The 23,625-nt window shown below is 66.9% G+C and carries 26 protein-coding genes; 16 read left to right on the forward strand and 10 right to left on the reverse strand.

Features of this window, described 5'->3' with window-relative positions; all coding sequences use genetic code 11:
* The first annotated feature begins 6 nt into the window (after nt 1-6).
* The 3 genes from ACFYO1_RS09420 to ACFYO1_RS09430 are packed head-to-tail and all read left to right on the forward strand — an operon-like array spanning nt 7 to nt 1,887.
* Complete coding sequence (locus ACFYO1_RS09420) at nt 7-576, forward strand: hypothetical protein (RefSeq protein WP_387228750.1); 570 nt, start codon at nt 7-9, stop codon at nt 574-576.
* Nucleotides 577-619: 43 nt separating this feature from the next.
* The gene (locus tag ACFYO1_RS09425) at nt 620-1,288 is read left to right on the forward strand and encodes a TetR/AcrR family transcriptional regulator (protein ID WP_387228752.1); all 669 of its coding nucleotides are present in this window, start codon (nt 620-622) and stop codon (nt 1,286-1,288) included.
* The gene (locus ACFYO1_RS09430; protein WP_387228753.1) at nt 1,288-1,887 is read left to right on the forward strand and encodes a TetR/AcrR family transcriptional regulator; all 600 of its coding nucleotides are present in this window, start codon (nt 1,288-1,290) and stop codon (nt 1,885-1,887) included. Before ACFYO1_RS09425 ends, ACFYO1_RS09430 begins: the two co-directional genes overlap by 1 nt.
* On the opposite strand, the gene pip is transcribed toward ACFYO1_RS09430, so the two are convergent.
* From pip to mptB, 5 genes are all read right to left on the reverse strand, one after another.
* Nucleotides 1,884-2,843 (reverse strand): prolyl aminopeptidase, encoded by a 960-nt coding sequence (gene pip / locus ACFYO1_RS09435; protein WP_387228754.1) that lies wholly within the window; start codon nt 2,841-2,843, stop codon nt 1,884-1,886. The genes ACFYO1_RS09430 and pip overlap by 4 nt on opposite strands.
* 83 nt (nt 2,844-2,926) lie before the next feature.
* Nucleotides 2,927-3,895, reverse strand: coding sequence for a heme A synthase (locus ACFYO1_RS09440; RefSeq protein ID WP_387231799.1), 969 nt, complete (start codon nt 3,893-3,895; stop codon nt 2,927-2,929).
* 56 nt (nt 3,896-3,951) lie between these two features.
* Nucleotides 3,952-4,743: an ABC transporter permease gene (locus ACFYO1_RS09445; protein ID WP_387228756.1), complete on the reverse strand. Its 792-nt coding sequence runs from the start codon at nt 4,741-4,743 to the stop codon at nt 3,952-3,954.
* Nucleotides 4,740-5,672 carry an ABC transporter ATP-binding protein gene (locus ACFYO1_RS09450; RefSeq protein WP_387228758.1) on the reverse strand — a complete coding sequence of 311 codons (933 nt, stop codon included), beginning with the start codon at nt 5,670-5,672 and terminating at the stop codon, nt 4,740-4,742. The genes ACFYO1_RS09445 and ACFYO1_RS09450 overlap by 4 nt, the downstream gene beginning before the upstream one ends.
* Nucleotides 5,669-7,363 (reverse strand): polyprenol phosphomannose-dependent alpha 1,6 mannosyltransferase MptB, encoded by a 1,695-nt coding sequence (mptB, locus tag ACFYO1_RS09455; RefSeq protein WP_387228760.1) that lies wholly within the window; start codon nt 7,361-7,363, stop codon nt 5,669-5,671. The genes ACFYO1_RS09450 and mptB overlap by 4 nt, the downstream gene beginning before the upstream one ends.
* Before the next feature lie 83 nt (nt 7,364-7,446).
* On the opposite strand from mptB, the gene ACFYO1_RS09460 reads away from it, so the two are divergent.
* The 9 genes from ACFYO1_RS09460 (at nt 7,447) to ACFYO1_RS09500 (ending at nt 15,756) form a co-directional block, all read left to right on the forward strand.
* Nucleotides 7,447-8,265, forward strand: coding sequence for a TetR/AcrR family transcriptional regulator (locus ACFYO1_RS09460; RefSeq protein ID WP_387228762.1), 819 nt, complete (start codon nt 7,447-7,449; stop codon nt 8,263-8,265).
* Between the two features lie 331 nt (nt 8,266-8,596).
* On the forward strand, nt 8,597-9,400 hold the full coding sequence (locus ACFYO1_RS09465; RefSeq protein ID WP_387228763.1) for a helix-turn-helix transcriptional regulator: 804 nt from the start codon (nt 8,597-8,599) through the stop codon (nt 9,398-9,400).
* On the forward strand, nt 9,397-10,833 hold the full coding sequence (sufB, locus tag ACFYO1_RS09470) for a Fe-S cluster assembly protein SufB (protein ID WP_387228765.1): 1,437 nt from the start codon (nt 9,397-9,399) through the stop codon (nt 10,831-10,833). The genes ACFYO1_RS09465 and sufB overlap by 4 nt, the downstream gene beginning before the upstream one ends.
* The gene (sufD, locus tag ACFYO1_RS09475) at nt 10,833-12,041 is read left to right on the forward strand and encodes a Fe-S cluster assembly protein SufD (protein WP_387228768.1); all 1,209 of its coding nucleotides are present in this window, start codon (nt 10,833-10,835) and stop codon (nt 12,039-12,041) included. Before sufB ends, sufD begins: the two co-directional genes overlap by 1 nt.
* Nucleotides 12,042-12,107: 66 nt before the next feature.
* Nucleotides 12,108-12,884: a Fe-S cluster assembly ATPase SufC gene (gene sufC, locus ACFYO1_RS09480; RefSeq protein ID WP_387228770.1), complete on the forward strand. Its 777-nt coding sequence runs from the start codon at nt 12,108-12,110 to the stop codon at nt 12,882-12,884.
* A gap of 1 nt (nt 12,885) precedes the next feature.
* Complete coding sequence (locus ACFYO1_RS09485; RefSeq protein WP_387228771.1) at nt 12,886-14,139, forward strand: cysteine desulfurase; 1,254 nt, start codon at nt 12,886-12,888, stop codon at nt 14,137-14,139.
* A gap of 3 nt (nt 14,140-14,142) precedes the next feature.
* A complete protein-coding gene (gene sufU, locus ACFYO1_RS09490) occupies nt 14,143-14,622 on the forward strand; it encodes a Fe-S cluster assembly sulfur transfer protein SufU (protein WP_150404403.1) in 480 nt (159 codons plus the stop codon).
* Nucleotides 14,619-14,987 carry a metal-sulfur cluster assembly factor gene (locus tag ACFYO1_RS09495; RefSeq protein ID WP_387228773.1) on the forward strand — a complete coding sequence of 123 codons (369 nt, stop codon included), beginning with the start codon at nt 14,619-14,621 and terminating at the stop codon, nt 14,985-14,987. The genes sufU and ACFYO1_RS09495 overlap by 4 nt, the downstream gene beginning before the upstream one ends.
* 181 nt (nt 14,988-15,168) lie before the next feature.
* Nucleotides 15,169-15,756 (forward strand): TIGR03086 family metal-binding protein, encoded by a 588-nt coding sequence (locus tag ACFYO1_RS09500; RefSeq protein WP_387228776.1) that lies wholly within the window; start codon nt 15,169-15,171, stop codon nt 15,754-15,756.
* Between the two features lie 46 nt (nt 15,757-15,802).
* On the opposite strand, the gene ACFYO1_RS09505 is transcribed toward ACFYO1_RS09500, so the two are convergent.
* Complete coding sequence (locus tag ACFYO1_RS09505; protein WP_387228777.1) at nt 15,803-16,714, reverse strand: type IV toxin-antitoxin system AbiEi family antitoxin domain-containing protein; 912 nt, start codon at nt 16,712-16,714, stop codon at nt 15,803-15,805.
* Nucleotides 16,715-17,190: 476 nt separating this feature from the next.
* Between ACFYO1_RS09505 and ACFYO1_RS09510 the strand changes: the two genes are divergently transcribed.
* Together ACFYO1_RS09510 and ACFYO1_RS09515 are read left to right on the forward strand one after the other, a co-directional pair.
* Entirely contained in the window at nt 17,191-17,610 is a 420-nt protein-coding gene (locus ACFYO1_RS09510; protein ID WP_387228779.1) for a DUF4189 domain-containing protein, read from the forward strand.
* 142 nt (nt 17,611-17,752) lie between these two features.
* A complete protein-coding gene (locus tag ACFYO1_RS09515) occupies nt 17,753-18,184 on the forward strand; it encodes a DUF4189 domain-containing protein (RefSeq protein ID WP_387228780.1) in 432 nt (143 codons plus the stop codon).
* 79 nt (nt 18,185-18,263) lie between these two features.
* On the opposite strand, the gene ACFYO1_RS09520 is transcribed toward ACFYO1_RS09515, so the two are convergent.
* From ACFYO1_RS09520 to ACFYO1_RS09530, 3 genes are read right to left on the reverse strand one after another with little or no spacing between them, the layout of a single operon-like run.
* Nucleotides 18,264-18,926 carry a methionine ABC transporter permease gene (locus ACFYO1_RS09520; protein WP_387228782.1) on the reverse strand — a complete coding sequence of 221 codons (663 nt, stop codon included), beginning with the start codon at nt 18,924-18,926 and terminating at the stop codon, nt 18,264-18,266.
* Nucleotides 18,927-18,937: 11 nt separating this feature from the next.
* Complete coding sequence (locus ACFYO1_RS09525) at nt 18,938-19,987, reverse strand: methionine ABC transporter ATP-binding protein (protein ID WP_387228785.1); 1,050 nt, start codon at nt 19,985-19,987, stop codon at nt 18,938-18,940.
* Nucleotides 19,984-20,859 carry a MetQ/NlpA family ABC transporter substrate-binding protein gene (locus tag ACFYO1_RS09530; protein ID WP_387228787.1) on the reverse strand — a complete coding sequence of 292 codons (876 nt, stop codon included), beginning with the start codon at nt 20,857-20,859 and terminating at the stop codon, nt 19,984-19,986. The genes ACFYO1_RS09525 and ACFYO1_RS09530 overlap by 4 nt, the downstream gene beginning before the upstream one ends.
* Nucleotides 20,860-20,992: 133 nt before the next feature.
* Between ACFYO1_RS09530 and ACFYO1_RS09535 the strand changes: the two genes are divergently transcribed.
* Nucleotides 20,993-21,859 carry a MetQ/NlpA family ABC transporter substrate-binding protein gene (locus tag ACFYO1_RS09535; protein ID WP_387228788.1) on the forward strand — a complete coding sequence of 289 codons (867 nt, stop codon included), beginning with the start codon at nt 20,993-20,995 and terminating at the stop codon, nt 21,857-21,859.
* 6 nt (nt 21,860-21,865) lie between these two features.
* Here the strand turns inward: ACFYO1_RS09535 and ACFYO1_RS09540 are convergent, their stop codons facing one another.
* Nucleotides 21,866-22,903 carry an isopenicillin N synthase family dioxygenase gene (locus ACFYO1_RS09540; protein ID WP_387228789.1) on the reverse strand — a complete coding sequence of 346 codons (1,038 nt, stop codon included), beginning with the start codon at nt 22,901-22,903 and terminating at the stop codon, nt 21,866-21,868.
* A 271-nt stretch (nt 22,904-23,174) separates the two neighbouring features.
* Here ACFYO1_RS09540 and ACFYO1_RS09545 point away from each other — a divergent pair, with 271 nt between their 5' ends.
* Complete coding sequence (locus ACFYO1_RS09545) at nt 23,175-23,432, forward strand: hypothetical protein (protein ID WP_387228790.1); 258 nt, start codon at nt 23,175-23,177, stop codon at nt 23,430-23,432.
* The last annotated feature ends 193 nt before the right edge of the window (nt 23,433-23,625 follow it).

Consider the following 23,625-nt stretch of genomic DNA (forward strand, 5'->3'; position numbering starts at 1 on the left):
GACCGCATGACCACGAACGAAACCACCGAAGCGCCCGAAACCGATACGGAACCGAAAGGTGTGCGGCGCAACGGCATCGGCTACCTCCTGGCCGGCCTGACGGTGCTGCTCACCGTGCTCAGCATCGCGCTCGGCCTGTCCTGGCAGTCCACCTCCGACGATCTCAGCGCGCTGCGTCAGCAGAACGCCGACCGGGACAAGGCCGCCGAGATTGCGAAGGACTACACGCTGCGCTCGCTCACCTACGACTACAAGAACCTGCCCGGGTTCTTCGACGGCGTGCAGCGCGGCACCTCGGACGCGCTGCGCAAGCGCTACGACGAGGTGCACGACACGCTGGCGAAGATCATGAACGAGGCGCAGGTGGTGGCGACCGGGCAGGTGCTCGGCGCCACGGTGGACGCGCAAGGCAACGATCAGTACTCCGTGACGGTGTTCGCGACGCAGAAGACGCAGAACATCCAGCAGCCCACGCCGGCCACCGTGCCGAACCTGCTGGTGGTCACCGTGGCCGAGAACGGCGGCAACTGGCAGGTCGTCGACTATGGCCCCAAGGGCGAGGCACCGGCGCGTTGATAGGCTGACGAGCTGTTTGTGCTGGTTCTGACGAAGGAGTGCTGTGCCGGAGCAGCCCCGGGCCGCCCGTCGTGGCCGGCCACCGCTGGCCGGTCTGCCGGAACGGCGCAGGCGGCAGATCATCGAGTCGGCGTATGCCGTGTTCGTCGAGCGCGGGTATGAGGCGACCGCGATCTCCGATGTCGCCGCACACGCCGGTATCGGGCAGGGGACGGTGTACCGGTACTTCGCGAGCAAGCGCGAAATCCTCGACCAGGTGGTCGATTTCGGGGTCGAGAAGCTCATCGGCGCGTTGGAGCCGCATACGCTGCTGAGCCGCCCGACGTCGGCCGAGGAGCTGCTGGCCGGCGTGCGGGCGGCCATCGTGCGGTTGTACGCGATGCTCGAACACGATCCGGACTTCATCCGGCTGGTGCTCGTCGAGGCGAGCGCGATCGACAAGGAGCTCAGCGAACGACTGCTCGGACTGGAACTGCTCGTCAGTACCTTTGTGGCGCAGGAACTTCGGCGCGGGGTGGCGGCGGGCTGGATTCGCGCGGACATCGATCCCGAAGTGACCGCGCACATTACGATGACCCTGGTGGTGCCCGCGCTGTTGCAGGAAATGCGTGGGGACAACACGCCCCAGGCACGCGAGCGGGTCACCGCCGGGGTGCTCACCATGCTCGAAAAGGCCTTGCGGCCAAGCGATTCCGTCGCTGGAACCGTGTGATGGATGCCGCTAAACGCCGCGCGGAACTCGTTTTCTCCGCCTACGAGCTATTCGTGGACAAGGGGTATCGCGCGGTGGTCGTCGCCGATATCGTCGCCCGCGCCGGAGTCAGCCACGGCACCTTCTACAACTACTTCACCAGCAAGCGCGACATCCTCGACGCGGTCATCGACCACTATTTCGAGTTGATCCGCGACCGGGTGTTCCGCCGGGCGGTGGCCGGCGAGCGGCCGCGGACGCTGGACGAGTTCTGTGTGCTGTCGGCCCGGGTCATCGACCAGTGCTACGAATTGGTCGAAGACGAACCGGGTTTGGTGACCTTCATCCTGCTCGAGGCAACCTCGATCGACGATCGGGTAGCCGAGCGCTCGATCCAGAACCTCACCATGTACGGCGACGAAGCCACCGCGTGGATCAAGCACGGAATCGCCCTCGGCTACATGGACTCCGCCCTCGACCCCCGTCTGACCGGCGAGCTCCTGCTCTCGATCCTGTTGTCCGCGTTACTCTCCGCGATCCGGGCCGGCGCGGACGGACTGGATCAGACCCGGGTCCGCACCGACCTCCTCGGCTTCGTCCGGGCAGCGCTCGCACCCTAGCGGCGGCCGAAGCGCGCGAGCGCGTCGAGGATGGCCGCGCGCATCGCCGGGCTGCCGGTGTGGCCGGATTTGTCGATGACGCGCAATTCCGCGTCCGGCCAGGCCTGTGCCAGCTGCCAGGCATTCTGAAGCGGTGTGCCGAGATCGAGTCGTCCGTGGATCAGCACGCCCGGGATGCCGGCGAGCTTGTGCGCCTCGTCCAGGAGTCGTCCGTCCGGAATCCAGGCGTCGTTGGCGAAGTAGTGTGTGCAGATCCGGACGAAGGCGAGCAGCGCGTCATCGGGTTTGTCGCTGTATGCCCCTGGGTGGCCGAGGGTTTCATGCGCGATGACAGCGTCTTCCCACGCGCACCAGTCGCGGGCCGCGGTCGCGCGCACGTCCGGATCGGGGTCGTTCATCAAACGGCTATACGCGGCAACGAGATTCCCCTCGCGCTCGGATTCCGGGACTCCGTCGCGGAACGTCTCCCACGGGCCCGGCAGGAAGCGCGCGACGCCGCGGTAGAGCCAGTCGGTCTCCTCCGGCCTGGTCATCGTGACGCTGACCAGCACGATCTCCGACACTCGCGCGGGATAGCGTTCGGCGTAGGCGAGGATCAGCGTCGAACCCCAGGAACCGCCGTACAGCAGCCACCGCTCGATGCCGAGGTGCGCGCGGAGGCGTTCCATGTCTGCGATCAGGTGCTCGGTGGTGTTGTGCGCCATATCGACTGCCGGATCCGAGGCATGCGGCAGGCTCGCGCCGCACCCACGCTGATCGAACAGCACGATGCGGTAGACGGCCGGATCGAAATTCCTCCGCGCGCCGCGTTTGCCCCCGCTACCCGGTCCGCCGTGCACCACCAGGGCGGGCTTGCCGTCCGGATTGCCGCTGGTCTCCCAGTAGATCCGGTTACCGTCGCCGACCTCGAGCAGTCCGTGTGCGTACGGCTCGATCTCCGGAAATGGTTGCGTCACTGGGACGATGCTAGAAGATCCGCGCGACCTCGGGCTGACGGGTCCGGGCCGTGCAGCACGAATCTCGCCCGGTCGACGTCAGGTCAGGCGGACTGCTTCGCGGTGGTGGTGACCGGGAGGGGTTCGTGGGTGCGCAGGGATGCCCAGAGGGCGGCGGTGGCGGCGACGCAGGCGGCGGCTCCGCCGACGTGGATGACGACCAGGGCGGCCGGGACGTCGGTGAAGTACTGCACGATGCCGACCAGGGATTGCGAGCAGACGAGGGCGAGCAGCACGAACAGGCGTTTGCGGATCGCGGGGGTGGTGCCGACCGCGAACAGGCCGAAGCCGAGGCCGATCAGCAGCGCCAGATAGCCGACGAGCAGCTGCGAATGCAGGTGCACGAGAGTGACGATCTCGATCTGCAGGCGCTCGACCTGACGCTCGATGCTCTTGTCGCCCGCGTGCGGCCCGGCGGCGGTGACCAGCGTGCCGGCGATCAGCACGCCGCTCAGAGCGACACCGCTCAGAGCGGTGAGCCAGCGCAGCGGCGCGGGCGCCTGCACGGTGTCGACGCCGTCGTCGGGTTCGCTGATCTTCGCGTAGAGCACCACGGACAGCCAGACCATCAGCATCGAGGCGAGCAGATGCACCGAGACGGTCCACCAGAGCAGGCCGGTGCGCACGGTGATGCCGCCGATGACGGCTTGCAGGACCGTGCCGCCGGGCATCAGCCAGGCGTAGATCAGCACCTCGCGGCGGCGCCGGGCGCGGATCACCGCGAGCACGATCAGCGCGGCGAACAGCGAGACGACGAAAGTCAGCAGCCGGTTGCCGAACTCGACGGCCTGATGCAGCACCGGCACCTCGGAGACGCCGATCGGGGTGAAGCTGCCGGGGAAGCACCGCGGCCAGGTCGGGCAGCCGAGGCCGGAGGCGGTGACCCGGACGACGGCCCCGGTGACCGCGATGCCCGCCTGCGTGAGGATGACCGCGATCGCGGTCAGTCGCTGCACCCGCAGCGAGGGCAGCGGCAGCTTGTCGACGAGTCGCAGAAAGGCGCGATACAGCACGTCACGATGGTAGAGCACGGTCAACTACACGCTGTCGTTGGTACCGTCTCGGCGGTCTACTCGAAGCGGAAGTACCGCGCGGCGAACAACCCCGAGACCACGCCCCACCCGGCGAGCACGGCGATGCCGAACCAGTCGACGCTGCTGCGCATCGCGTCCTCCAGGGTGACCGCCAGCGCGCCCGAGGGGACCAGGCGGGCAAGCACATTCACCGCGGTGGGCAGGTCGTCGGAGGCGAACACGATGCTGGCGATGCCGAGCATGACGAACCACAGGATGTTCGCCAGCGCCAGCACGATCTCCGCCTTCAGCGTGCCGCCCAGCAGCAGCCCCATGGCCGCGAATGTGGCGGTGCCGAGCGCGATCACCAGCGCGCCCAGCGCGAGTCCGGCCGGCTCGGGTCGCCAGCCGAGCGCGAAGCCGATGGCGCCGAGCAGAATCGCTTGCAGCACAACGACGATCAGCACGGCGGCGCTCTTGCCCGCGATGATGCCCCAGCGCGGGAGCGGGGTCGCGCCGAGGCGTTTCAGCGCGCCGTAGCGGCGATCGAAGCCGACCGCGATGGCCTGGCCGGTGAACGCGGTGGACATGACCGCGACCATCATCACCGCGGGCACGATCTTGTCCACCCGGTCGTCGCCGAGGTCGCCGAACGGCAGCAGGGTGAGCCCGACCAGCAACGTGATCGGGATGAACATGGTCAGCAGCAGCTGTTCGCCGTTGCGCAGCAACAGGATCAGCTCGAGCCGGGTCTGCGCGAGCATCATCGCCGCACGTGAGCTCGGCCGCGGGTCCGGGGCGAAGGTGCCCGGGGTGAAGCGGTTGGCGGTCAGGTCGGGCTGAGTCATCCGCGTAGGTCCCGTCCGGTGAGTTCCAGGAAGACGTCTTCGAGCCTGCGCTGATCGATCCGGATGTCGGTGGCCAGCACGTTCACTCGCGCACACCACGCGGTCACCGTGGCCAGCACCTGCGGATTGATCTCGCCCTCCACCAGATACGTGCCCGGAGTCGTCTCGCGCGGCGAGAAACCTTCCGGCAGCGCCGATTTCAGCAGTTCGAGATCGAGTTTCGGTGGGGCGCAGAAACGTAACTGACCGGCGGCGCCGTGTGCGGTGACCTCGGCGGGCGTCCCGGAGGCGACGATCCGGCCGTGGTCGATGATCACCAGCTGATCGGCCAGCTGTTCGGCCTCGTCCATCAGATGCGTGGTGAGCACCACCGTCACCCCGTCGCGCCGCAACGCGTCGATCAACTCCCACACGATGAGCCGCGCCTGGGCGTCCAGCCCGGCCGTCGGCTCGTCCAGGAACACGATCTCCGGCTTCCCGACCAGTGCACAGGCCAACGCCAGCCGCTGCTGCTGCCCACCCGACAACCGCCGATACGGCGTCCCCCGATTGTCCTGTAGCCCGAGGGTTTTCAGTAACCACTCCGGATCCAACGGATCGGCGGAATAGGCGGCCACCAGATCGAGCATCTCCCCGGCCTTGGCCCCTGGGTACGCCCCGCCCCCCTGCAACATCACCCCGATCCGCGGCCGCAACCGATCCGAATCCGCGATCGGATCCAGCCCCAGCACCCGCACCGCCCCCGCGTCCGGAGTAACGAACCCCTCACACATCTCCACCGTCGTGGTCTTGCCGGCCCCGTTCGGCCCGAGCAGGGCAAGCACCTGCGCGCGTTCGACATCGAAGCTCAACCCGTCGACCGCCGTGGTCTCGCCATAACGCTTGACGACACCGTCGACGCGAACGGCAGGTCCGGAGGCTCGGTTCACGATGTCACACCGTAAGAGGTGGGCAGTTGTGACGGAGCCGACACCCCCTGCTGCGCCCGCCACGGCAGTTTGTTCCGGGTGATCACGATGAACAGCACCGAGACGATCACGGTGGCGATCGCGGCGCCGACGATCTGGAATACCTCGAGGTCGGCGCCGCGCGGCATCAGGATGACGCTGACCACCGCCGAGAAGGCCACGGCCGGAACGCGGAACGCCGGCCTGGTCGCCCAGGCGGCCAGCGGCACGATCGCCCACAGCACGTACCAGGGCTGTACCACCGGGAACAACAGCACGATCGCACCCATCGAGACGCCGAGCGCGCCGACCGGATGCAGCCGGCCGACACCGGTGGCGACGAGCATGCGCACCGTGAGGAAGCCCGCGACCACCGCCGCGATCGGGCGGGTGATGCTCAACAGCGCGGTGGTGTGGTCGCCGAGTCCGAGCAACACCCCGCCGAACCCGGTGATGATGCCGAGCACCGTCGGTACCGACATCCAGCTGCGTACCTTGTTCGCGACATTGAGCGTGTGGATCCACCCGAAGCCGAGCCCGCTCATCGACCCGATGAACAGGGTGGTGCCGATGGCGATGGCGCCGAGCATCGCCGCGGCGATGAGCACGTTGCGCAGGTTGAAGCCCCAGCGTCGCGCCAACGCCATGCCGACGAACCCGAGCGCGACGATCGAGGTGAGCTTCACCGAGGACGACAGCGTGATGACGATCGCCCCGCCGATCAGCCACGTGTAGGCCCGGCCGTCGAACGGATGGATGTCTTCGATGGCCCGCAGGCAGAACTCCATTCCGGCCAGCATCAATCCGAGCATCAGCGCGTCGTTGTGCACGCCGCCCACGAGATGGAACAGCACCAGCGGATTCGCGGCGCCCAGCCACAGCGCGCTCACCGGCGCGACGCCGCAACGCACCGACAGTCGCGGCAGCGCCCAGACGATCAGCGCGACGCCGGCCAGCGCGAGCATCCGGTGCACCCATACGCCCGCGATGATGTTGTCCCCGGTGATCTCGGCGATGCCGCGACCGAGCCAGAGAAACAGCGGCCCGTACGGCGCCGGGGTGTCGCGCCAGATGTTCGGCACGTTGTTGGTCAGTACGTTGTCGATGCCGAGCCCGGCGACCGGGCCCTCTTGGTACGGATCGATGCCGCGGGCCGCGATTTCGCTTTGGGCCAGATAGGAATACACGTCGTTGCTGAACAACGGCGGCGCGAGGCTGAGCGGGATGATCCAGAGCAGGAGCGTGCGGTCGAGCTGGGAGCGGCTGAGCCGGTGCAGGGGAGACCCCCCGATGCCGCCGACGGCGAAGCGCCCCAGTAGCAACCAGGCGAGGACCACGACGACGGTGCCGGTCATGCACATGGCGAGGGAGCCGGTGTGGGCGCGGGCGAAGATGCCGAGGACGCGGACGCCGGAGGTGGGGTTCTGGTGGACCGGCTGGGCGCCGATGCCCAGGGCGCTGATCGCCATCAGGACGGTTCCGGTGGCGCCCATCAGGCGGATGCGGTCCAGTTGGACGCGCTCTTTCCGGTCGAGGCCGGGAACCTCGGTCTCGTCCTGGTGCAGGACCGCGATCGTGTGATCGGCGGTCGGCACGTCCAACCCGAGTGCCCGGCGCCCGAATGCCAGTGTCCTGCGCCGCGCGCCCTCCAGTACCGCCACGAGACGAAGCATAAGGGGCGCGGTCCCGGCACAGACCGGTGACGGCGCTGCTCGTTCCGGTCGGCAGCGCCGCCGACCGGGGCACAATCGGACACATGGTTTCGGAGTCCAGGCGGCGGATCGAAGTCGCCGCGTGCCGGCTACTCGCGCGGCACGGGTATCACGGGTTCGGTCTGAAGGCGTTGAGCGAGGCGGCCGGATTGCCGTATGGCTCCATCTACCACCACTTTCCAGGCGGCAAGGAGGAGATCGCGGTGGCCGCGATCACCGGCACCGGGACGCTCACCGGGCGGATGATCCGGCAGGCGCCGACCGACGTCTTCGCCACGACCACCACCATTTTCGAGTTCATGGTGCGCAAACTGGCCACCTCGGAATGGGACGACGGATGTCCGATCGGCACGCCCGCGCTGGACGGCGGCAGTGATGCCGAGTCGATCCGCGCGGCCTGCGCCACCGCGTTCGAGGCGATGGAGCAGGCGTTCGCCGGGCTGCTCGCCGAGCTGGGGCTGTCCGCGCAGGACGCGGGGGAGCTGGCCACCACGGTGGTCGCCGCGTACGAGGGCGCGACCATCCTGTCCCGGGTGCGGCGCTCGGCGGCGCCGTTGCACACGGTGGCGACGGCGATGGAACGGCTGATCCGGGTGACGTTCACCGAGGCAGGCCTGCCGAACGGCGAACCGGGCGCGCCGGACACCGGCGAGTCGGGCACCGGGTCCTCGGATGTGGACACCGGAATGGTCGAGGTGGAGCAGGCCGCCTCGGTCGAGGAACGGGTGGTGGCGGCCGCTGCGGAATCCGAGGCCGGTTACCACCTGGACAGCAAACCGGGAGGAGGCCGTGGGCCCGCCGCGGGAGGTGCCGAGGAAGCTCGTTACCGTCCGCCGAACGGTTTCGGCGAGGTGGGCGAATGACCATGTGTGACGTATCGCACTGAGCGCAATCAGCGCCGAAGCGACCATCGAAACTTCGGCGGCCGAGCAGCCCGGGGCGCGGACGGCGAACTGCTCGCATGTCGCGGCGGTCTGCGGTCGTTCGCCGAACCGGCAGTTCAAAGCCCATATTTGGGCACGTTTCAAGTCTCGGCTCGAATAACGGCCTACTCGCGTACCGGCCTGCAACTCCGCGGCACCGCGGATCGCCTCCCCGCCGCACCCCGCGCCAACGGTCTGCGCAGGTCACGCGCCCGGATAACTCAGGGCACCCTTATTAGATTTCGGGAACGAATTCCGCCACACTGATGTTGTGAAAACCGTGGGTTTGCGGGATGAGGACGAAAGGGCTGGTCGTAAGGCCGGTACCGGGTCCGCTGCTGCGCCCGCGACCGCAGGCGAGGGACACACCCGCGCGGCCATCGTCCAGCTGCTGCTGGAGGAGGGCCCGATCACCGCGACCGCCATCGGCACCACGCTGGGTCTCGCCCCGGCCGGCGTCCGGCGGCATCTGGACGCGCTGATCGACTCGGGTCAGGCCCGGGCCAGCCGGTCCGCGCCATGGCAGCAGAAGGGGCGCGGCCGTCCCGCCAAGCAGTATCAGCTCACCGCCGCGGGCCGTGGCCAACTGGGGCACGCCTACGACGACCTGGCCGGTGCCGCGATCCGTCAGCTCGGCGAGATCGGCGGCGAACAGGCCATCGCCGAGTTCGCCCGGAAACGGGCCCGGACTATCGTGGCCGGGATCGCACCGGTGGAGGAGCACACGCCGCAACGCACCGAGGCCAAGGCCGAGGAGATCGCGGACGCGTTCACCGACGCCGGTTTCGCCGCCACCACCCGCAAGGTGGGCACCGGCGTGCAGATCTGCCAGCACCACTGCCCGGTCGCACACGTCGCGGAGGAATTCCCGCAGCTGTGCGAGGCGGAACTCGAAGCGTTCCGTGACCTGCTCGGCACGCACGTGCAGCGGCTGGCCACGATCGCCAACGGCGACTGCGCGTGCACGACCCACGTGCCGCTGCTCGTACTACCGATCACCAAAAAAACTTCACCAGAAATCGCTGCACAGCCCGCAGCGGTACGAACGAACGACTCCGGAAGGAGTGCCGAATGACGACGACCACCGACCAGGTGCAACCGCTCACTCAGGAAGAGACCATCGCTTCCCTGGGCAAATACGGTTACGGCTGGGCCGATTCGGATGTGGCCGGTGCCAGCGCGCAACGAGGCCTGTCCGAGGCGGTTGTCCGCGACATCTCGGCGAAGAAGAGCGAGCCGGACTGGATGCTGGACATCCGGCTCAAGGCGCTGCGCATCTTCGATCGCAAGCCCATGCCGAACTGGGGTTCCAACCTCGACGGCATCGACTTCGACAACATCAAGTACTTCGTCCGCTCCAGCGAGAAGCAGGCGGCCACCTGGGACGACCTGCCCGAGGACATCAAGAACACCTACGACAAGCTCGGCATCCCCGAAGCGGAGAAGCAGCGCCTGGTCTCCGGTGTCGCGGCGCAGTACGAGTCCGAGGTCGTCTACCACTCCATCCGTGAGGATCTGGAGAAGCAGGGCGTCATCTTCCTCGACACCGACACGGCGTTGAAGGAGCACCCGGAGCTGTTCCAGCAGTACTTCGGTTCGGTGATCCCGGCCGGCGACAACAAGTTCTCCGCGCTGAACACCGCCGTGTGGTCGGGTGGCTCGTTCATCTACGTGCCGCCGGGCGTGCACGTCGACATCCCGCTGCAGGCCTACTTCCGGATCAACACCGAGAACATGGGCCAGTTCGAGCGGACCCTGATCATCGTCGACGAGGGTGCCTACGTGCACTACGTCGAGGGCTGCACCGCGCCGATCTACAAGTCGGACTCGCTGCACTCCGCGGTGGTCGAGATCATCGTGAAGAAGGGCGGCCGCTGCCGCTACACCACCATCCAGAACTGGTCGAACAACGTCTACAACCTGGTCACCAAGCGGGCCAAGGCGGAGGCGGGCGCGACCATGGAGTGGGTCGACGGCAACATCGGCTCCAAGGTGACCATGAAGTACCCGGCGGTCTGGATGACCGGCGAGTACGCGCGCGGCGAGGTGCTCTCGGTGGCGTTCGCCGGCGAGGGCCAGCACCAGGACACCGGCGCGAAGATGCTGCACCTGGCGCCGCACACCTCCTCGAACATCATCAGCAAGTCGGTGGCGCGCGGCGGCGGCCGGGCTTCCTACCGCGGCCTGGTTCAGGTGAACAAGGGCGCGCACGCGTCGAGGTCGACGGTGAAATGCGATGCGCTGCTTGTCGATACGATCAGCCGCTCGGACACCTACCCGTACGTCGACATCCGCGAGGACGATGTGACCATGGGTCACGAGGCCACCGTGTCGAAGGTGTCCGAGGACCAGCTGTTCTACCTGATGAGCCGCGGCATGACCGAGGACGAGGCCATGGCCATGGTGGTGCGCGGCTTCGTCGAGCCCATCGCCAAGGAACTGCCGATGGAATACGCGTTGGAACTGAACCGGCTCATCGAGCTGCAGATGGAAGGAGCCGTCGGCTGATGGCGACAGGTGTCATTGGAGCGGTCGAGGGCGAGAACCCCGCGAAGCCGATTCAGAACCCGGGCGCTGGGGCCGCGACCAACAAGGGCGAGGTCTTCACCTCGTTCGACGTCAATGCCTTCGAGGTGCCCTCGGGCCGCGACGAGGAGTGGCGGTTCACCCCGCTGCGCCGGCTGCGCGGGCTGCACGACGGCTCCGCGGTGCGCGACGGTCAGGCCACGGTCGAGGTCAGCTCGGTCGAGGGCGTCCGGGTGGAAACCGTCGGACGCGCCGACGAGCGCCTCGGCGCCGCCGGAACTCCGGCGGATCGCGTTGCCGCCCAGGCCTTCTCGGGCTTCGAATCGGCCACCATCGTGTCGGTCGGCGCGGAGTCCGAGGTCGCCGAGCCGGTGGTCGTCACGGTCACCGGCCCCGGTGCGGACCGGACCGCCTACGGCCACTTGCAGATCCGGCTCGGCAACTTCGCCGCCGCCACCGTGGTCATCGATCAGCGGGGCAGCGGAACCTACGCGGAGAACGTCGAATTCGTGCTCGGCGACAGCGCCAAGCTGACCGTCGTCGCGGTGCAGGACTGGGCCGACGACGCGGTCAACGCGACCGCGCACCACGCGCTGCTCGGCCGCGACGCCACGCTGCGCCACATCGCCGTCACCCTCGGCGGCGACCTGGTCCGGCTCACCGGAACCGTCCGCTACGCGGGCCCCGGCGGCGACGCCGAACTGCTCGGCCTCTACTTCGCCGACGCCGGACAGCACTTCGAGCAGCGTCTGCTGGTCGACCACTCGCAGCCGAACTGCAAGTCGAACGTGCTGTACAAGGGTGCGCTGCAAGGCGATCCGGCCTCGCCCAAGGGCGACGCGCGGACCGTGTGGGTCGGCGACGTGCTGATCCGCGCCGCCGCCGAAGGCACCGACACCTTCGAGGTGAACCGCAACCTGGTGCTCACCGACGGCGCGCGCGCCGACTCGGTGCCGAACCTGGAGATCGAGACCGGCGAGATCGCCGGCGCCGGCCACGCCAGCGCCACCGGCCGCTTCGACGACGAGCAGCTGTTCTACCTGCGCGCCCGCGGCATCCCGGAAGACGCGGCGCGGCGCCTGGTCGTGCGCGGCTTCTTCCAGGAGATCATCCAGAAGATCGCGGTCCCCGAGATCCGGGAGCGGCTGGAGTCGGCCATCGAGGCCGAGCTCGCCGCTGTCGGCGTCTGAGGCGCGACTGCTTGCAGGTCGCGCACCACAACACAGCACTCACTCCCACAAAGGAACTCGAATTCGATGACCACCCTGGAAATCAAGGACCTGCACGTCGAGGTCGCCAACCCGGACGCCTCCGGCGAACCCATCAAGATCCTGAAGGGCGTCGACCTCACCATCAAATCCGGTGAGACGCACGCCATCATGGGCCCGAACGGCTCCGGCAAGTCGACCCTGTCCTACGCCATCGCCGGCCACCCGAAGTACACGGTGACCTCCGGCTCGATCACCCTCGACGGCGAGGACGTCCTCGCGATGTCGGTCGACGAGCGGGCGCGCGCGGGCCTGTTCCTGGCCATGCAGTACCCGGTCGAGGTTCCCGGCGTCTCCACCTCGAACTTCCTGCGCACCGCCGCCACCGCCGTGCGCGGCGAGGCGCCCAAGCTGCGGCACTGGGTCAAGGAAGTCAAGGAGTCGATGGCCGAGCTGGAGATCGACCCGGCCTTCGCCGAGCGCAACGTGAACGAGGGCTTCTCCGGCGGCGAGAAGAAGCGGCACGAGATCCTGCAGCTGGGCCTGCTCAAGCCGAAGATCGCCATTCTGGACGAGACCGACTCCGGCCTGGACGTCGACGCGCTGCGCATCGTCTCCGAGGGCGTCAACCGCTACAAGGAGCGGGAGAACGGCGGCGTGCTGCTGATCACGCACTACACCCGCATCCTGCGCTACATCCAGCCGGAATTCGTGCACGTCTTCGTCAACGGCCGCATCGTCGCCGAGGGCGGCTCCGAACTCGCCGACGAACTCGACGCCAACGGCTACGTCCGTTTCACTCAGACTGCTACTGCGGGAGCTTGATATGACCGCCACGGTCCGTACCCTCGACGTGGCCCGTATCCGGGCCGACTTCCCGATCCTGAGCCGCACGGTTCGGGACGGGAAACCGTTGGTGTACCTGGACTCCGGCGCGACCTCGCAGCGGCCGCTGGCGGTGCTCGACGCCGAACGCGAGTTCCTGGTCACGCACAACTCCGCGGTGCACCGCGGTGCGCATCAGCTGGCCGAGGAGGCGACCGACGCCTACGAGAACGCGCGCGCGGACATCGCCCGGTTCGTCGGGGTCTATGCCGACGAGATCGTGTTCACCAAGAACGCGACCGAATCGCTGAACCTGGTGACGTACTCGTTCGCCGACGATCGGTTCCCGTATCACGTCGGTCCCGGTGACGAGATCGTCATCACGGAGCTGGAGCATCACGCGAATCTCGTTCCGTGGCAAGAGCTTGCGCGCCGGACCGGTGCGACGCTGAAGTGGTACGGCGTGACCGATGACGGGCGGATCGCTCTCGATTCCCTCGAATTGTCGCCCGCCACCAAGGTTGTCGCGTTCACTCATCAGTCCAACGTGACCGGTGCGATCTCCGATGTCGCCGAATTGGTCCGCCGGGCCAAGGCGGTCGGCGCGCTGACCGTGCTCGACGCCTGCCAGTCGGTGCCCCACATGCCGGTGGATTTCCGTGAGCTCGAGGTCGATTTCGCCGCGTTCTCCGGGCACAAGATGTTCGGCCCGTCCGGTGTCGGCGCGCTGTACGGACGGCGCGCGCTGCTGGCCGAGACCCCGCCGTTCATCACCGGTGGTTCGATGATCGAGACCGTGACCATGGAGGCGACCACGTACGCGGCGCCGCCGCAGCGGTTCGAGGCCGGCGTGCCGATGACCTCGCAGGTGGTCGGATTGGGCGCGGCCGTGCGGTATCTCGAAGCGCTCGGCATGGACGCGGTTGCCGAGCACGAACATTCGCTGGTCGGTGCCGCGCTCGAGGGGCTGAACGCGATCGACGGTGTCCGGATCCTCGGCCCGGTCGAGAACGTGGACCGGGGTGGCGCGGTGTCGTTCGTGGTCGACGGTATCCACGCCCACGACGTCGGTCAGATTCTCGATGACGAAGGTGTCGCCGTCCGGGTCGGCCACTTCTGCGCGTGGCCGCTGCTGCGCCGGTTGGACGCCGCCGCGGCGGTACGCGCCTCGTTCGCCGCCTACAACACGCTCGACGAGGTGGACGCACTGGTCGCGGCCGTGCGGAAGGCTCAGAGCTTCTTTGGGGTTGCATAGAACATGCGCATGGAGCAGATGTACCAGGAAGTGATCCTGGACCACTACAAGCACCCGCATCACCGCGGGCTGCGGGAGCCGTTCGGTGCCGAAGTGCACCACGTGAACCCGACCTGCGGTGACGAGGTCACCCTGCGCGTGCAGCTCGACGCCAACGGCGACGTCGCCGACGTCTCCTACGACGGTCAGGGCTGCTCGATCAGTCAGGCCTCGACCTCGGTCCTCACCGATCAGGTGATCGGCCTGCCGGTGCAGCAGGCATTGAAGGTGGTCGACTCGTACAGCGAGATGATCTCCAGCCGCGGCACCGTCGAGGGCGACGAGGACATGATCGGCGACGGCATCGCCTTCGCCGGCGTCTCCAAGTACCCGGCGCGAGTGAAATGCGCCTTGCTCGGCTGGATGGCGTTCAAAGACGCGGTGGTCCGGATAACCTCGGCAGAAGAGGCGCAACGTTCGATGGGAAACGGGGACCAGGCATGACCGACACACCGGCAACCGAGACGACCGAGCAGGTCGAGCTGTCCGCCGAGGACATCAAGCGCCTCGAGGACCTCGAGGAGGCCATGCGCGACGTGGTCGACCCCGAGCTCGGCATCAACGTCGTCGACCTCGGCCTGGTCTACGGCCTGTCCGTGCAGGACGAGGTGGCCATCCTCGACATGACCCTCACCTCGGCCGCCTGCCCCCTCACCGACGTCATCGAAGACCAGTCCCGCAATGCCCTCGTCCGCAGCGGCCTGGTCGACGACCTCAAGATCAACTGGGTCTGGATGCCCCCGTGGGGTCCCGACAAGATCACCGAAGACGGCCGCGAACAACTCCGCGCCCTCGGCTTCACCGTCTGAGTTTTTGGTTCGTCGACAGCCGCTGAACGGAATGTCCTGGTCACAGGGTGTTTCTTCGGCGGCTGTCGACGTATGTGGGGCGTGTCTCTGATTGCCTGCCCGGGGGCGGTGGTTATTGTCGATCGACAATAGGTAGGATATTTCCTACCTATCCCGTATTCGACACCGACCGGAGAACCGCATGTCCGACGCAGCCGACCGATTCCGCGCGACCAGCGAGGGTTTCCTCGCCCGCCTCACCGCCGTCCGCCCGGACCAATGGGACAACCCGACCCCGTGCCCGGACTGGACCGTTCGCGACGTCGCCGTGCACGTCATCAATGAACAGCGCCGCACATTGGCCCAGGTCCGCGGCATCGACCCCGAGCCGCTGCACGGCGTCAGCGTCGCCGAGATGGGCTCGCTGCCCGAGACCACACCCGATGCCGACCTCGCCGCCGCGTGGAAGCACATCGGCAACGGCCTCGCCGAAGCGATCGACGATCCAGCCTGCCTCGACACCGCCATCCCCACCTTCCAGGGCCCCACCCCCTTTCGCGAGATCGTCGGCATCCTGCCCGAAGACGTCCTCATCCACACCTGGGACCTGGCCCGAGGCATCGGTGGCGACGAACGCCTGAACCAAGACGTCGTCACCTACGTCTACAACCACCTCCGCCCCCTCGACGAAGCCCTCCGCCAACCCTGGGCCTTCGGCCCCAAACTGACCCCACCACCCCACGCCGACCTCCAAACCCAGTTCCTCTGCTTCGTCGGCCGTCACCCATAGCCCCCGCCTCATCGAGTCGAGTCAAAAGGTCGCTGTTGAAGATCAATCAGCGACCTTTCGACTCGACTCGATGGCGGTTGATTGCTCGCCCGATGGGATCGGTGAAAAGTTCAGGCTGGTGGAGGACGTCCAAGGCCGTGGCATAGAAGATCGTCCAGCCTTGGGTGGCCAGATGGTTGTGGCGGGCGTTGTCTCTTGCGGCCGCGTGCAGACCGGAATGCCAAGCGAAACTGTCATATTCGAGGCCGATGTGATATTGCGGCCAACCGAGGTCGAGCCGGCGAGGGCCGTCGGGGGTCGAGACCTCCAGCTGTGGCTGCGGGTGGGGGAGTCCTGCGTCGATGCAGCGAAGCCGGGTGCGGGACTCCATCGGTGATTCGGCTCTGCCGTCCACCAATCCGATCAGCTCGGCCGCCTGCCGGAAACCGCGGCGGCGGTGATGGTGGACGAGTTCCTCGCTGAGCTCCGCCGCCGAAAGCCCAGTGCGGCTGGCTGTGTCCAGCGTGGCCAGCGCGTCCAGCCTATTGAGGGTGCGGGCAAGATCGATCGCGGTGCGCGCGGCCGAGGTTGCGAATACCCCGTTTACCGTCGCCACCTGTGCGGGGTCTAGCCGATCCTGGTGCACGACAAGTTGTTTCGAGCGAGACAGTTGCACACCCAGCACGTGTGTCGCGTTCCGTGGGGCGACTGAGAAGCCGTGCAACTCGGCAGCCGTGTCGTACGCCGCGATCAAAACCGGAAGGTCCATCGACAGGCGCGCCGCCTCGACCCGCAGCCCCGGCCCCGGCTGCGTGGTCGCCTCCCGGTAAACACCGTGGAACACCGGCACCCACTCGCCACGGCGCAAACGTGCGCGCAGCTCTGCCCTGGTGTATTCGATCCGCGCCTGTGCGGTGGTGAAGACGCCGAACTGCTTATCCCGCAACCTCTCCAACTGTGCCCTCATGCCAGCCAGCATCTAGCACCGCGTCCGCATCCCCGCCGCCCCACCTGCGAGAACAACTTCCCTGTGTACTACTGCGCCGCTGGGGATAGCAATCGAGTCGAGTCAAATGGTCGCTGTTGAAGATCATTCAGCGACCTTTTGACTCGACTCGATGGGGAGTTCACCTGTGGAGGGAGGGGGGTGAGGGGTGACGGTGAGCCCACTTTGATACTGCGGTTGCGCGAGCTGGTGGCGTGCGGCCGTGGGGAGGTCCAGGCGGCCGGGCAACGTGGGTGAATGGGATCGGCGGGTCGATGTACGCGGTGTGGTGGCGGGTCCGGCGGCTGCAATGGGCTAAGTGTCGTTGAAAACTATTGCTGGGGCGACGGATTCGGCGGCACGCCTGGGTTGGGAAAGGTTTGTTCGGCTTCTCTGATTTCTGGACAGGTGGGGTTGTGCTCGGCGATGATCAGGGCCGCGTTTGTTTCTTTGGAACCGGGGAGATTCTGGTGTCAGTTCTGCGTAGGGCCGCGGTTGGTGCGGCTCTGACCTCCACTGCGGCGCTTGCCTTCATGGGGCCGGCGGGTGCGGCGGGTAATTATTATGGGACGCTGGCGCTTTCGCCGGGGACCGGGAAGGTGGTCGAGGCGACGGATCAGCCGACCTGGGTGGCGGCGGACGCGGCGGCGATCCGGGATTGCGCCGTGTACGACTGCCGGATCATGGTGCGGTTCGCCAATGGGTGCGCGGCGATCGCGCGCGGCGCGGACGGGCAGTACGCGGCGGACTGGGCGCCCACGCGGGCGGAGGCGGAGCGGTTGGCGGTCGCCAAGCTCGGTGAAAGCGCCCCGCCGTTCCCGGATCTCGGCAGTGCCTCGCCGCAGGCGGCGAACGTCGTGCTGTCCTCGTGCACGAAGAACGCGAGCTGAATTCCGTGCGTGCTGCGATCTGCGAGGTTCATTACGAAAGCCTCTGTGTTCCAATAGGTTTCGCTTCCGAAAGGATTTGGACAATTCGGTAGCCGTGCCCCATGATCTGACTCGAAGTTTCTATTTCTCGGGGAGGATCACAATGTCGTTGTCGCGCAAGGCTGCTCTCGGCCTGGTCGTGTCATCCGCGGCCGCACTGGTCGCAGCCGGTGCGGGCGCCGCCCATGCCGGGCCGGACTCGGAGGGCAGGTACTACGGGTCGATCGCGTTGAACCCCAGGAACTGGGACACCGCGTCGGCGTGGAACTACTCGAGCTTCGCCGGGTCCGACGCCCGCGCGCTGGCCGAATGCGGCAGCCGGGACTGCTTCGTCGTCGTCCGCTTCTCGGACGGCTGCGGTGCGATCTCGGCGAGCTCGGACGGTCACTGGGCGGTCGGCACCGGCCGGGACCGGGGCGAGGCGGAACGTAACGCCATCGCCGCCCTCGGCCCGCTGGCGCCGCCGTTCCCCAACTTCGGCAGCTCGGCGCCCAAGCGCGCCGAGATCCTGCACTCGCAGTGCTCGCCGGAGTAAGCACGCCATAACCGAACGAGGGGTGCCCACGCCGAGCGTGGACACCCCTCGTTTCGATTACCCGCTCGTTTCGATTACCTCAGCGCCGCAATATCTTTCGAGCAAGCCAGTTACCGAAGAACTGAATGCCCTGGACCCCGGCGATGATGATCAGCGTGGCCACCAGGGTGACCTGCCAGTCGAACCGCTGATACCCGTAGACCAGCGCGAAATCGCCGAGCCCACCGCCGCCGACGGTGCCCGCCATGGCGGAGATGTCCACGATCCCGATCACCACGAAGGTGTAGCCGAGCACCAACGGCCCCAGCGCCTCGGGGATCAGCAGCGTGAAGATGATCCGCAACGGCCCGGCGCCGACCGCCCTGGCCGCCTCGATCACCCCCGGATCGACCGTCACCAGGTTCTGTTCCACGATCCGCGCGATGGCGAACGACGCCGCCACGATCATGACGAACGCTGCGGCGTCGGTGCCGATGGTGGTGCCGACCACCTTCAGCGTCACCGGGCCGAGCGCCGCCAGCAGGATGATGAACGGGATCGGCCGCACCACGTTCACGATCACGTTGAGCAGCACGTGGACCGGCGCGTTCGCCAGCAGTCCGCCCTTGCGGGTGGTGTAGAGCAGGGTGCCGAGGAAAAGCCCGATCAGCCCGCCGACCACGAAGGTGATCAGCACCAGATAGATGGTGGTGCCGATCGCTTCGGTCAGGACCGGCTGGAGTTTGTCCCAATCTGTGTGCATCGGTACTCCTTTCAGCCCTTCCGGTCGGTTCGAGCGACCTGCGCCTGGCCGCCGGCCCGGCGATCGAACTCGTCGATCACCTTGTCGATCGCCTCGTCGGCGCCGTGCAGCGCCAGGGTGACGCTGCCGAATGTCTTGTCCTGCAACGTGCTCACCCCGCCGTACACCACCTCGAAGCGCACGTCGGCATGCGCCGCGGTGGCCAATGCCGCGCCGATGCCGCGCCGGTCATCGATGTCGACCGTGACCAGCCGGCCGCCGTGCAGTTCACCGAGCCTGCGCAGTTCGTCCGCGGACGGCCGGTTGTGCAGCACGGTTTCCACGAACGACTGCGTCGGCGCCGCCTGCGGAGTCGCGAAAACCTCGAAGGTGCTGGCCAGTTCGACGATCCGGCCCTCCGCGAGCACGGCGACCCGATCGGCCACCGCGCGGATCACGTCCATCTCGTGGGTGATCACCACGATGGTGACGCCGAGTTCCCGGTTGACCTTCTTCAGCAGTCGCAGCACCTCGCCGGTGGTTTCCGGGTCGAGCGCCGAGGTCGATTCGTCGGCGAGCAGCAGCTTCGGCGAGGTGGCCAGGGCGCGGGCGATGCCGACCCGCTGCTTCTGGCCGCCGGAGAGCTGATCGGGGTAGCTGCGGGCCTTGTCGGACAGCCCGACGAACTCCAGCAGCTCGGCGACCCGGGCCTTGCGCTCGGCCCGCTTCCAGCCCGCCACCTTCAGCGGATACTCGACATTGCCTGCGGCCGTGCGGGATCGGAACAGGTTGAACTGCTGGAACACCATCCCGATATCGCGGCGCAGCCGCCGCACCTCGGCCTCGCGCACCCCGGTGATCGGGGTGCCCGAGATCTCGATGGTGCCGCCGCTCGGCTTCTCCAGCGCGTTGATCAGCCGGACGAGCGTGCTCTTGCCCGCGCCGGAATAGCCGATCACGCCGAAGATTTCGCCCTGCTCGATACGCAGATCGATAGCGTCCAGAGCGACTTGGGCGTTCGCGCCCTTACCGAAAACCTTGGTGACCGAACGGAACTCGACAGCGGGCGGCTGGTCGGTCACTTGCTGTCGCGGATGGTCTGCTGCACCCGCTGCAGAATCTGTTCCAGCTCAGGCCCGGTGCGCCGCACCTCGACGGCGGTGCCCTTGGTCACCTCGGTGTGCGCCTTCTGCACCTCGGGGTCGTGCCAGAGTTCGACCAGCTGCAGCAGCTTCGGATTGTTCTTGTCCTCGGCCCTGGTCACCAGCGCGTTGATGTAGGGCTCGGCCGCCGGGTTCTTCGGATCGTCCTTGTACAGCGCCGAATTGGGGTCGACACCGGAACGCTCCAGGAAGGTGTTGTTGATGATCGAGCCGTCGACCGAGTTGAGCGAGAGCGCGGTCTGGGCCGCGTCGACCGGGGTGACCTTGACCTTGGACGCGCCCTTGTCGATGTCGGCCGGGCTCGGCGACTTCACGTCGGCGGACAGCTTCAGCAGGCCGGCCGCCTGCAGCACGAACAGGGCTCGCGCCTGGTTGGTCGGGTCGTTCGGGATCGCGATCTCCGCGCCCTGCGGCAGGTCCGCGAGCGTCTTGTGCTTCTTGGAGTACAGGCCCAGCGGCACGATGTAGGTGGAACCGATCGGCGTCAGGGTGTCGTTGTTCGCGACGTTGTACGCACCGAGGAACTGCAGGTGCTGAAACAGATTCACGTCGATCTGCTTCTGTGCGAGCGCCAGATTCGGTTGCTTGTAATCGGAGAAGTTCGTGATCTTCAGCGTGATGCCCTTGTCCTTGGCGCGCTGCTCGAAAACATCCCAGGCTTTGTCCTTGTCGGTGGTGCCGATCCGCACTACCGTGTCGGAGGAGGCCTTGTCGTCAGAACCGCACGCCGTAAGGGTGAGGGCCGCGGTGGCTACCAGGACCGGGATCGCCAGTACCCGATGGAATTTCACTCGTGCTCCCGAAAATGCTTGTCGCTATATGAACCCGGTAATCCAAGCGGCCGGGCAGTCGGGGAGACAACGGTTTGGATTGTGGTGAGCAAAACCCTTCCGAAAACTTGGACGACCGTCTAGTTTGCTCGCAATGCGCTTGATGCACCGACTACTGCTGATCCCCATCCTGTCCGCCCTGGCCGTCGCCTCGGTTTCGTGTGGCGCGGAGCACCGTGGCGATGTGATCCGCATCGGTGTGAACGATCTCGCACTGCCGCACTGGGACGTGTACAAGAAGAAGGCCGCCGATCAGGGCATCGAGATCGAGTTCGTCAACTTCACCGACTACAACCAGCCCAATCCCGCACTGGCGCAACGTCGCATCGATCTCAACAAGTTCCAGCACGTGCGGTATCTGGCCAACTACAACGCCCGCAACAACGACACCCTGGTTCCGGTCGGCGCGACCGAGATCTTCCCGCTGGCGCTGTACTCGCGTAAGCACAAGTCGGTGGCCGAGATCCCGCAGGGCGGTCAGATCACGTTGAGCAACAATCCGGCCAACCAGGTGCGCCCGCTGCTGAGCCTGGCCGCCGCCGGGCTGATCGTGCTCAAGGGCAACGCGGGCTGGGACTCCAAGCTGGAGGACGTCGACACCGCCGCCTCGAAGGTGAAGCTGACCCCCATCGACCCGACGCTGACCGCGCAATCGCTCGGCAGCGTGGACGCCGCCTTCGTCGACGACACCTTCGCTCGCCCGGCGGGGCTGACGCAGAACGAGACCATCTACACCGACGATCCGGAGCGGCCGGAACTCAAGCAGTACATCAACATCTTCGCCGCGCGAGCCGCCGACAAGGACAACCCGACGCTGCTGAAACTCGCTCGGCTGTACCACGATCCGGAGGTCGAGGCGGCCGTGCGCGCCGAGACCGGGTACCAGGGCATCTTCAAGACCAACGACCCGGCCGACCTCCAAGCCGCGGCGACGGAGCTGGAAGCCAAGTTCCGCAAGTAATTCCGGTTACGAACGCGCCGAGAGGGCCCGCGCGGCCTCCCGCGGCGCGTTCGTATTCGGTTGCAGGCCACGGGAACCGGCGAGCTTCGCCTGCACGTGCTCGGAGACGGTGATCGGCGCGTACTTGCTGCCCGCGCCGAGGCACGAGGGCAGCGTCTCGATCAGTGCGTCGAAGTTGCCGTCGTGGAAGAACGCCGCGCTGCGGCGCCGTTCGACGGTGCCGTCGACGATCGGCGGCATCACCCGGTGCAGGGTGGACAGCCAGCGTTCGTTGGTCCAGCGGGCCATCAGGTCGCCGAGATTGATCAGCAGGGCGTCGTCGGCGGGCTGCACGTCGTGCCAGTGGCCGTCCGCGCCGAGGACCTGCAGGCCAGGCACCTGATCGGCCCACAGGACGGTGACGATGCCGTAGTCCGTGTGCTCGCCCATCCCCTTGAGTTCGCCGTCGAGATCGACGCTGCCCGGCGGCAGCGCATAGTTGTTCATGCGCAACACATTCAGTGAATGATCGGTGAAGCGGTCGAAGTAGCCGGCGGGCAGGTCGAGGGCGTCGGCGAAGATGGTGGTGAGGGTGCCGGCGACGCGCGCGGCCTCGGCGTAGTAGTTCAGGACTCGTTGCCGGAATGTGGGAAGTTCTGCGGGCCAGACGTTTTCGGCGTACCCCGCCGCCGCGGGCAAGTCCAGGCCCGGATAGTCGGCCGTGGTCGTGCCGATATTGAACGCCTCGAAGAAGTCGTTCATCCGGGTCGCCGACGCCACTCCGAGGCTCAAACTCAGGCTCTCGCTCTTCGGCGGCGAATAGCCGCGATTGAACTCGACCGCCGCCCGATAACCCTCCTTCGTCGCCTGATCCAGGGCGAAGAAGTCATCGAGCGCGGACTCGAACTCCTCCAGCACCGACCGCGCGATGCCGTGCCCGCGGATCTGCATGAACCCGACGCTGCGCGCCGCCGCATCGATCTGCCGCGCGACCACCGCCCGCGCTGCGGCGCTCGCACCGCCGACATAGGCAGAGATATCGATGACCGGAACCTGAAACTCCACGACGCAGTCCTTCCGTTAGCCGATGATCGCTCCCAGCATGGAACGCGCGGACGTGCCAAACCACACGTTCGAGTCACATTCCGGTAAATCAGGTTCCAGTTCGGCACGTAACAACGGTCTTTTTTGGAACCTTGCCTGTTCGAGGCGTTTTTCTCGCCGAATCCGCTGGCGTGCCCGCAGGTGCCCGGGCCACACTGGTGCGGCAATTTCCATCGAGACAGGGGGTTACATGTCAGCGCCGCTGCTACCACGGGAGGCGAGGGTGTTCCGTTTGGAGTCCAAGTACGAGTTGTTGGACGAAGACCGGCGCGCGTACGAATACGCCATCCTCCAAACGAACAGAAGGGTGAGGAAGACCCATCGACGGGTCCATGAGGTTCAGCGGGAGGTCTGGGCGTTTCGCGGGGACTTCTCGACGTTCCGCCTGAAGATGGGGACCTTCAAGCGCGAGATGAGGGCCTTCCAGGAGGACATGGCAGTCTTCGAACAAGACATGGGGGCGTTTCCAGCAGGATATGGAGGCCTTTAAGCACGAGGTCCGCGATGAATTCGCATCGGTCCGGCAAGAATTCGCATCGGTCAAGAGCGATGTGTCGGATCTGAAGCGGGGCATCGGCGCGATCGTGGCACACCTCGGGGTCGCGTCTCCCGAAGATGAGAACTAACAAGTAGGGGACCATCCCATTCGAGACAGGGGGCTATATGTTTGCAACACTGCCGGC

This window comes from Nocardia sp. NPDC006044 (assembly GCF_042871115.1).
In the GTDB taxonomy this organism is placed as follows: Bacteria; Actinomycetota; Actinomycetes; order Mycobacteriales; family Mycobacteriaceae; genus Nocardia.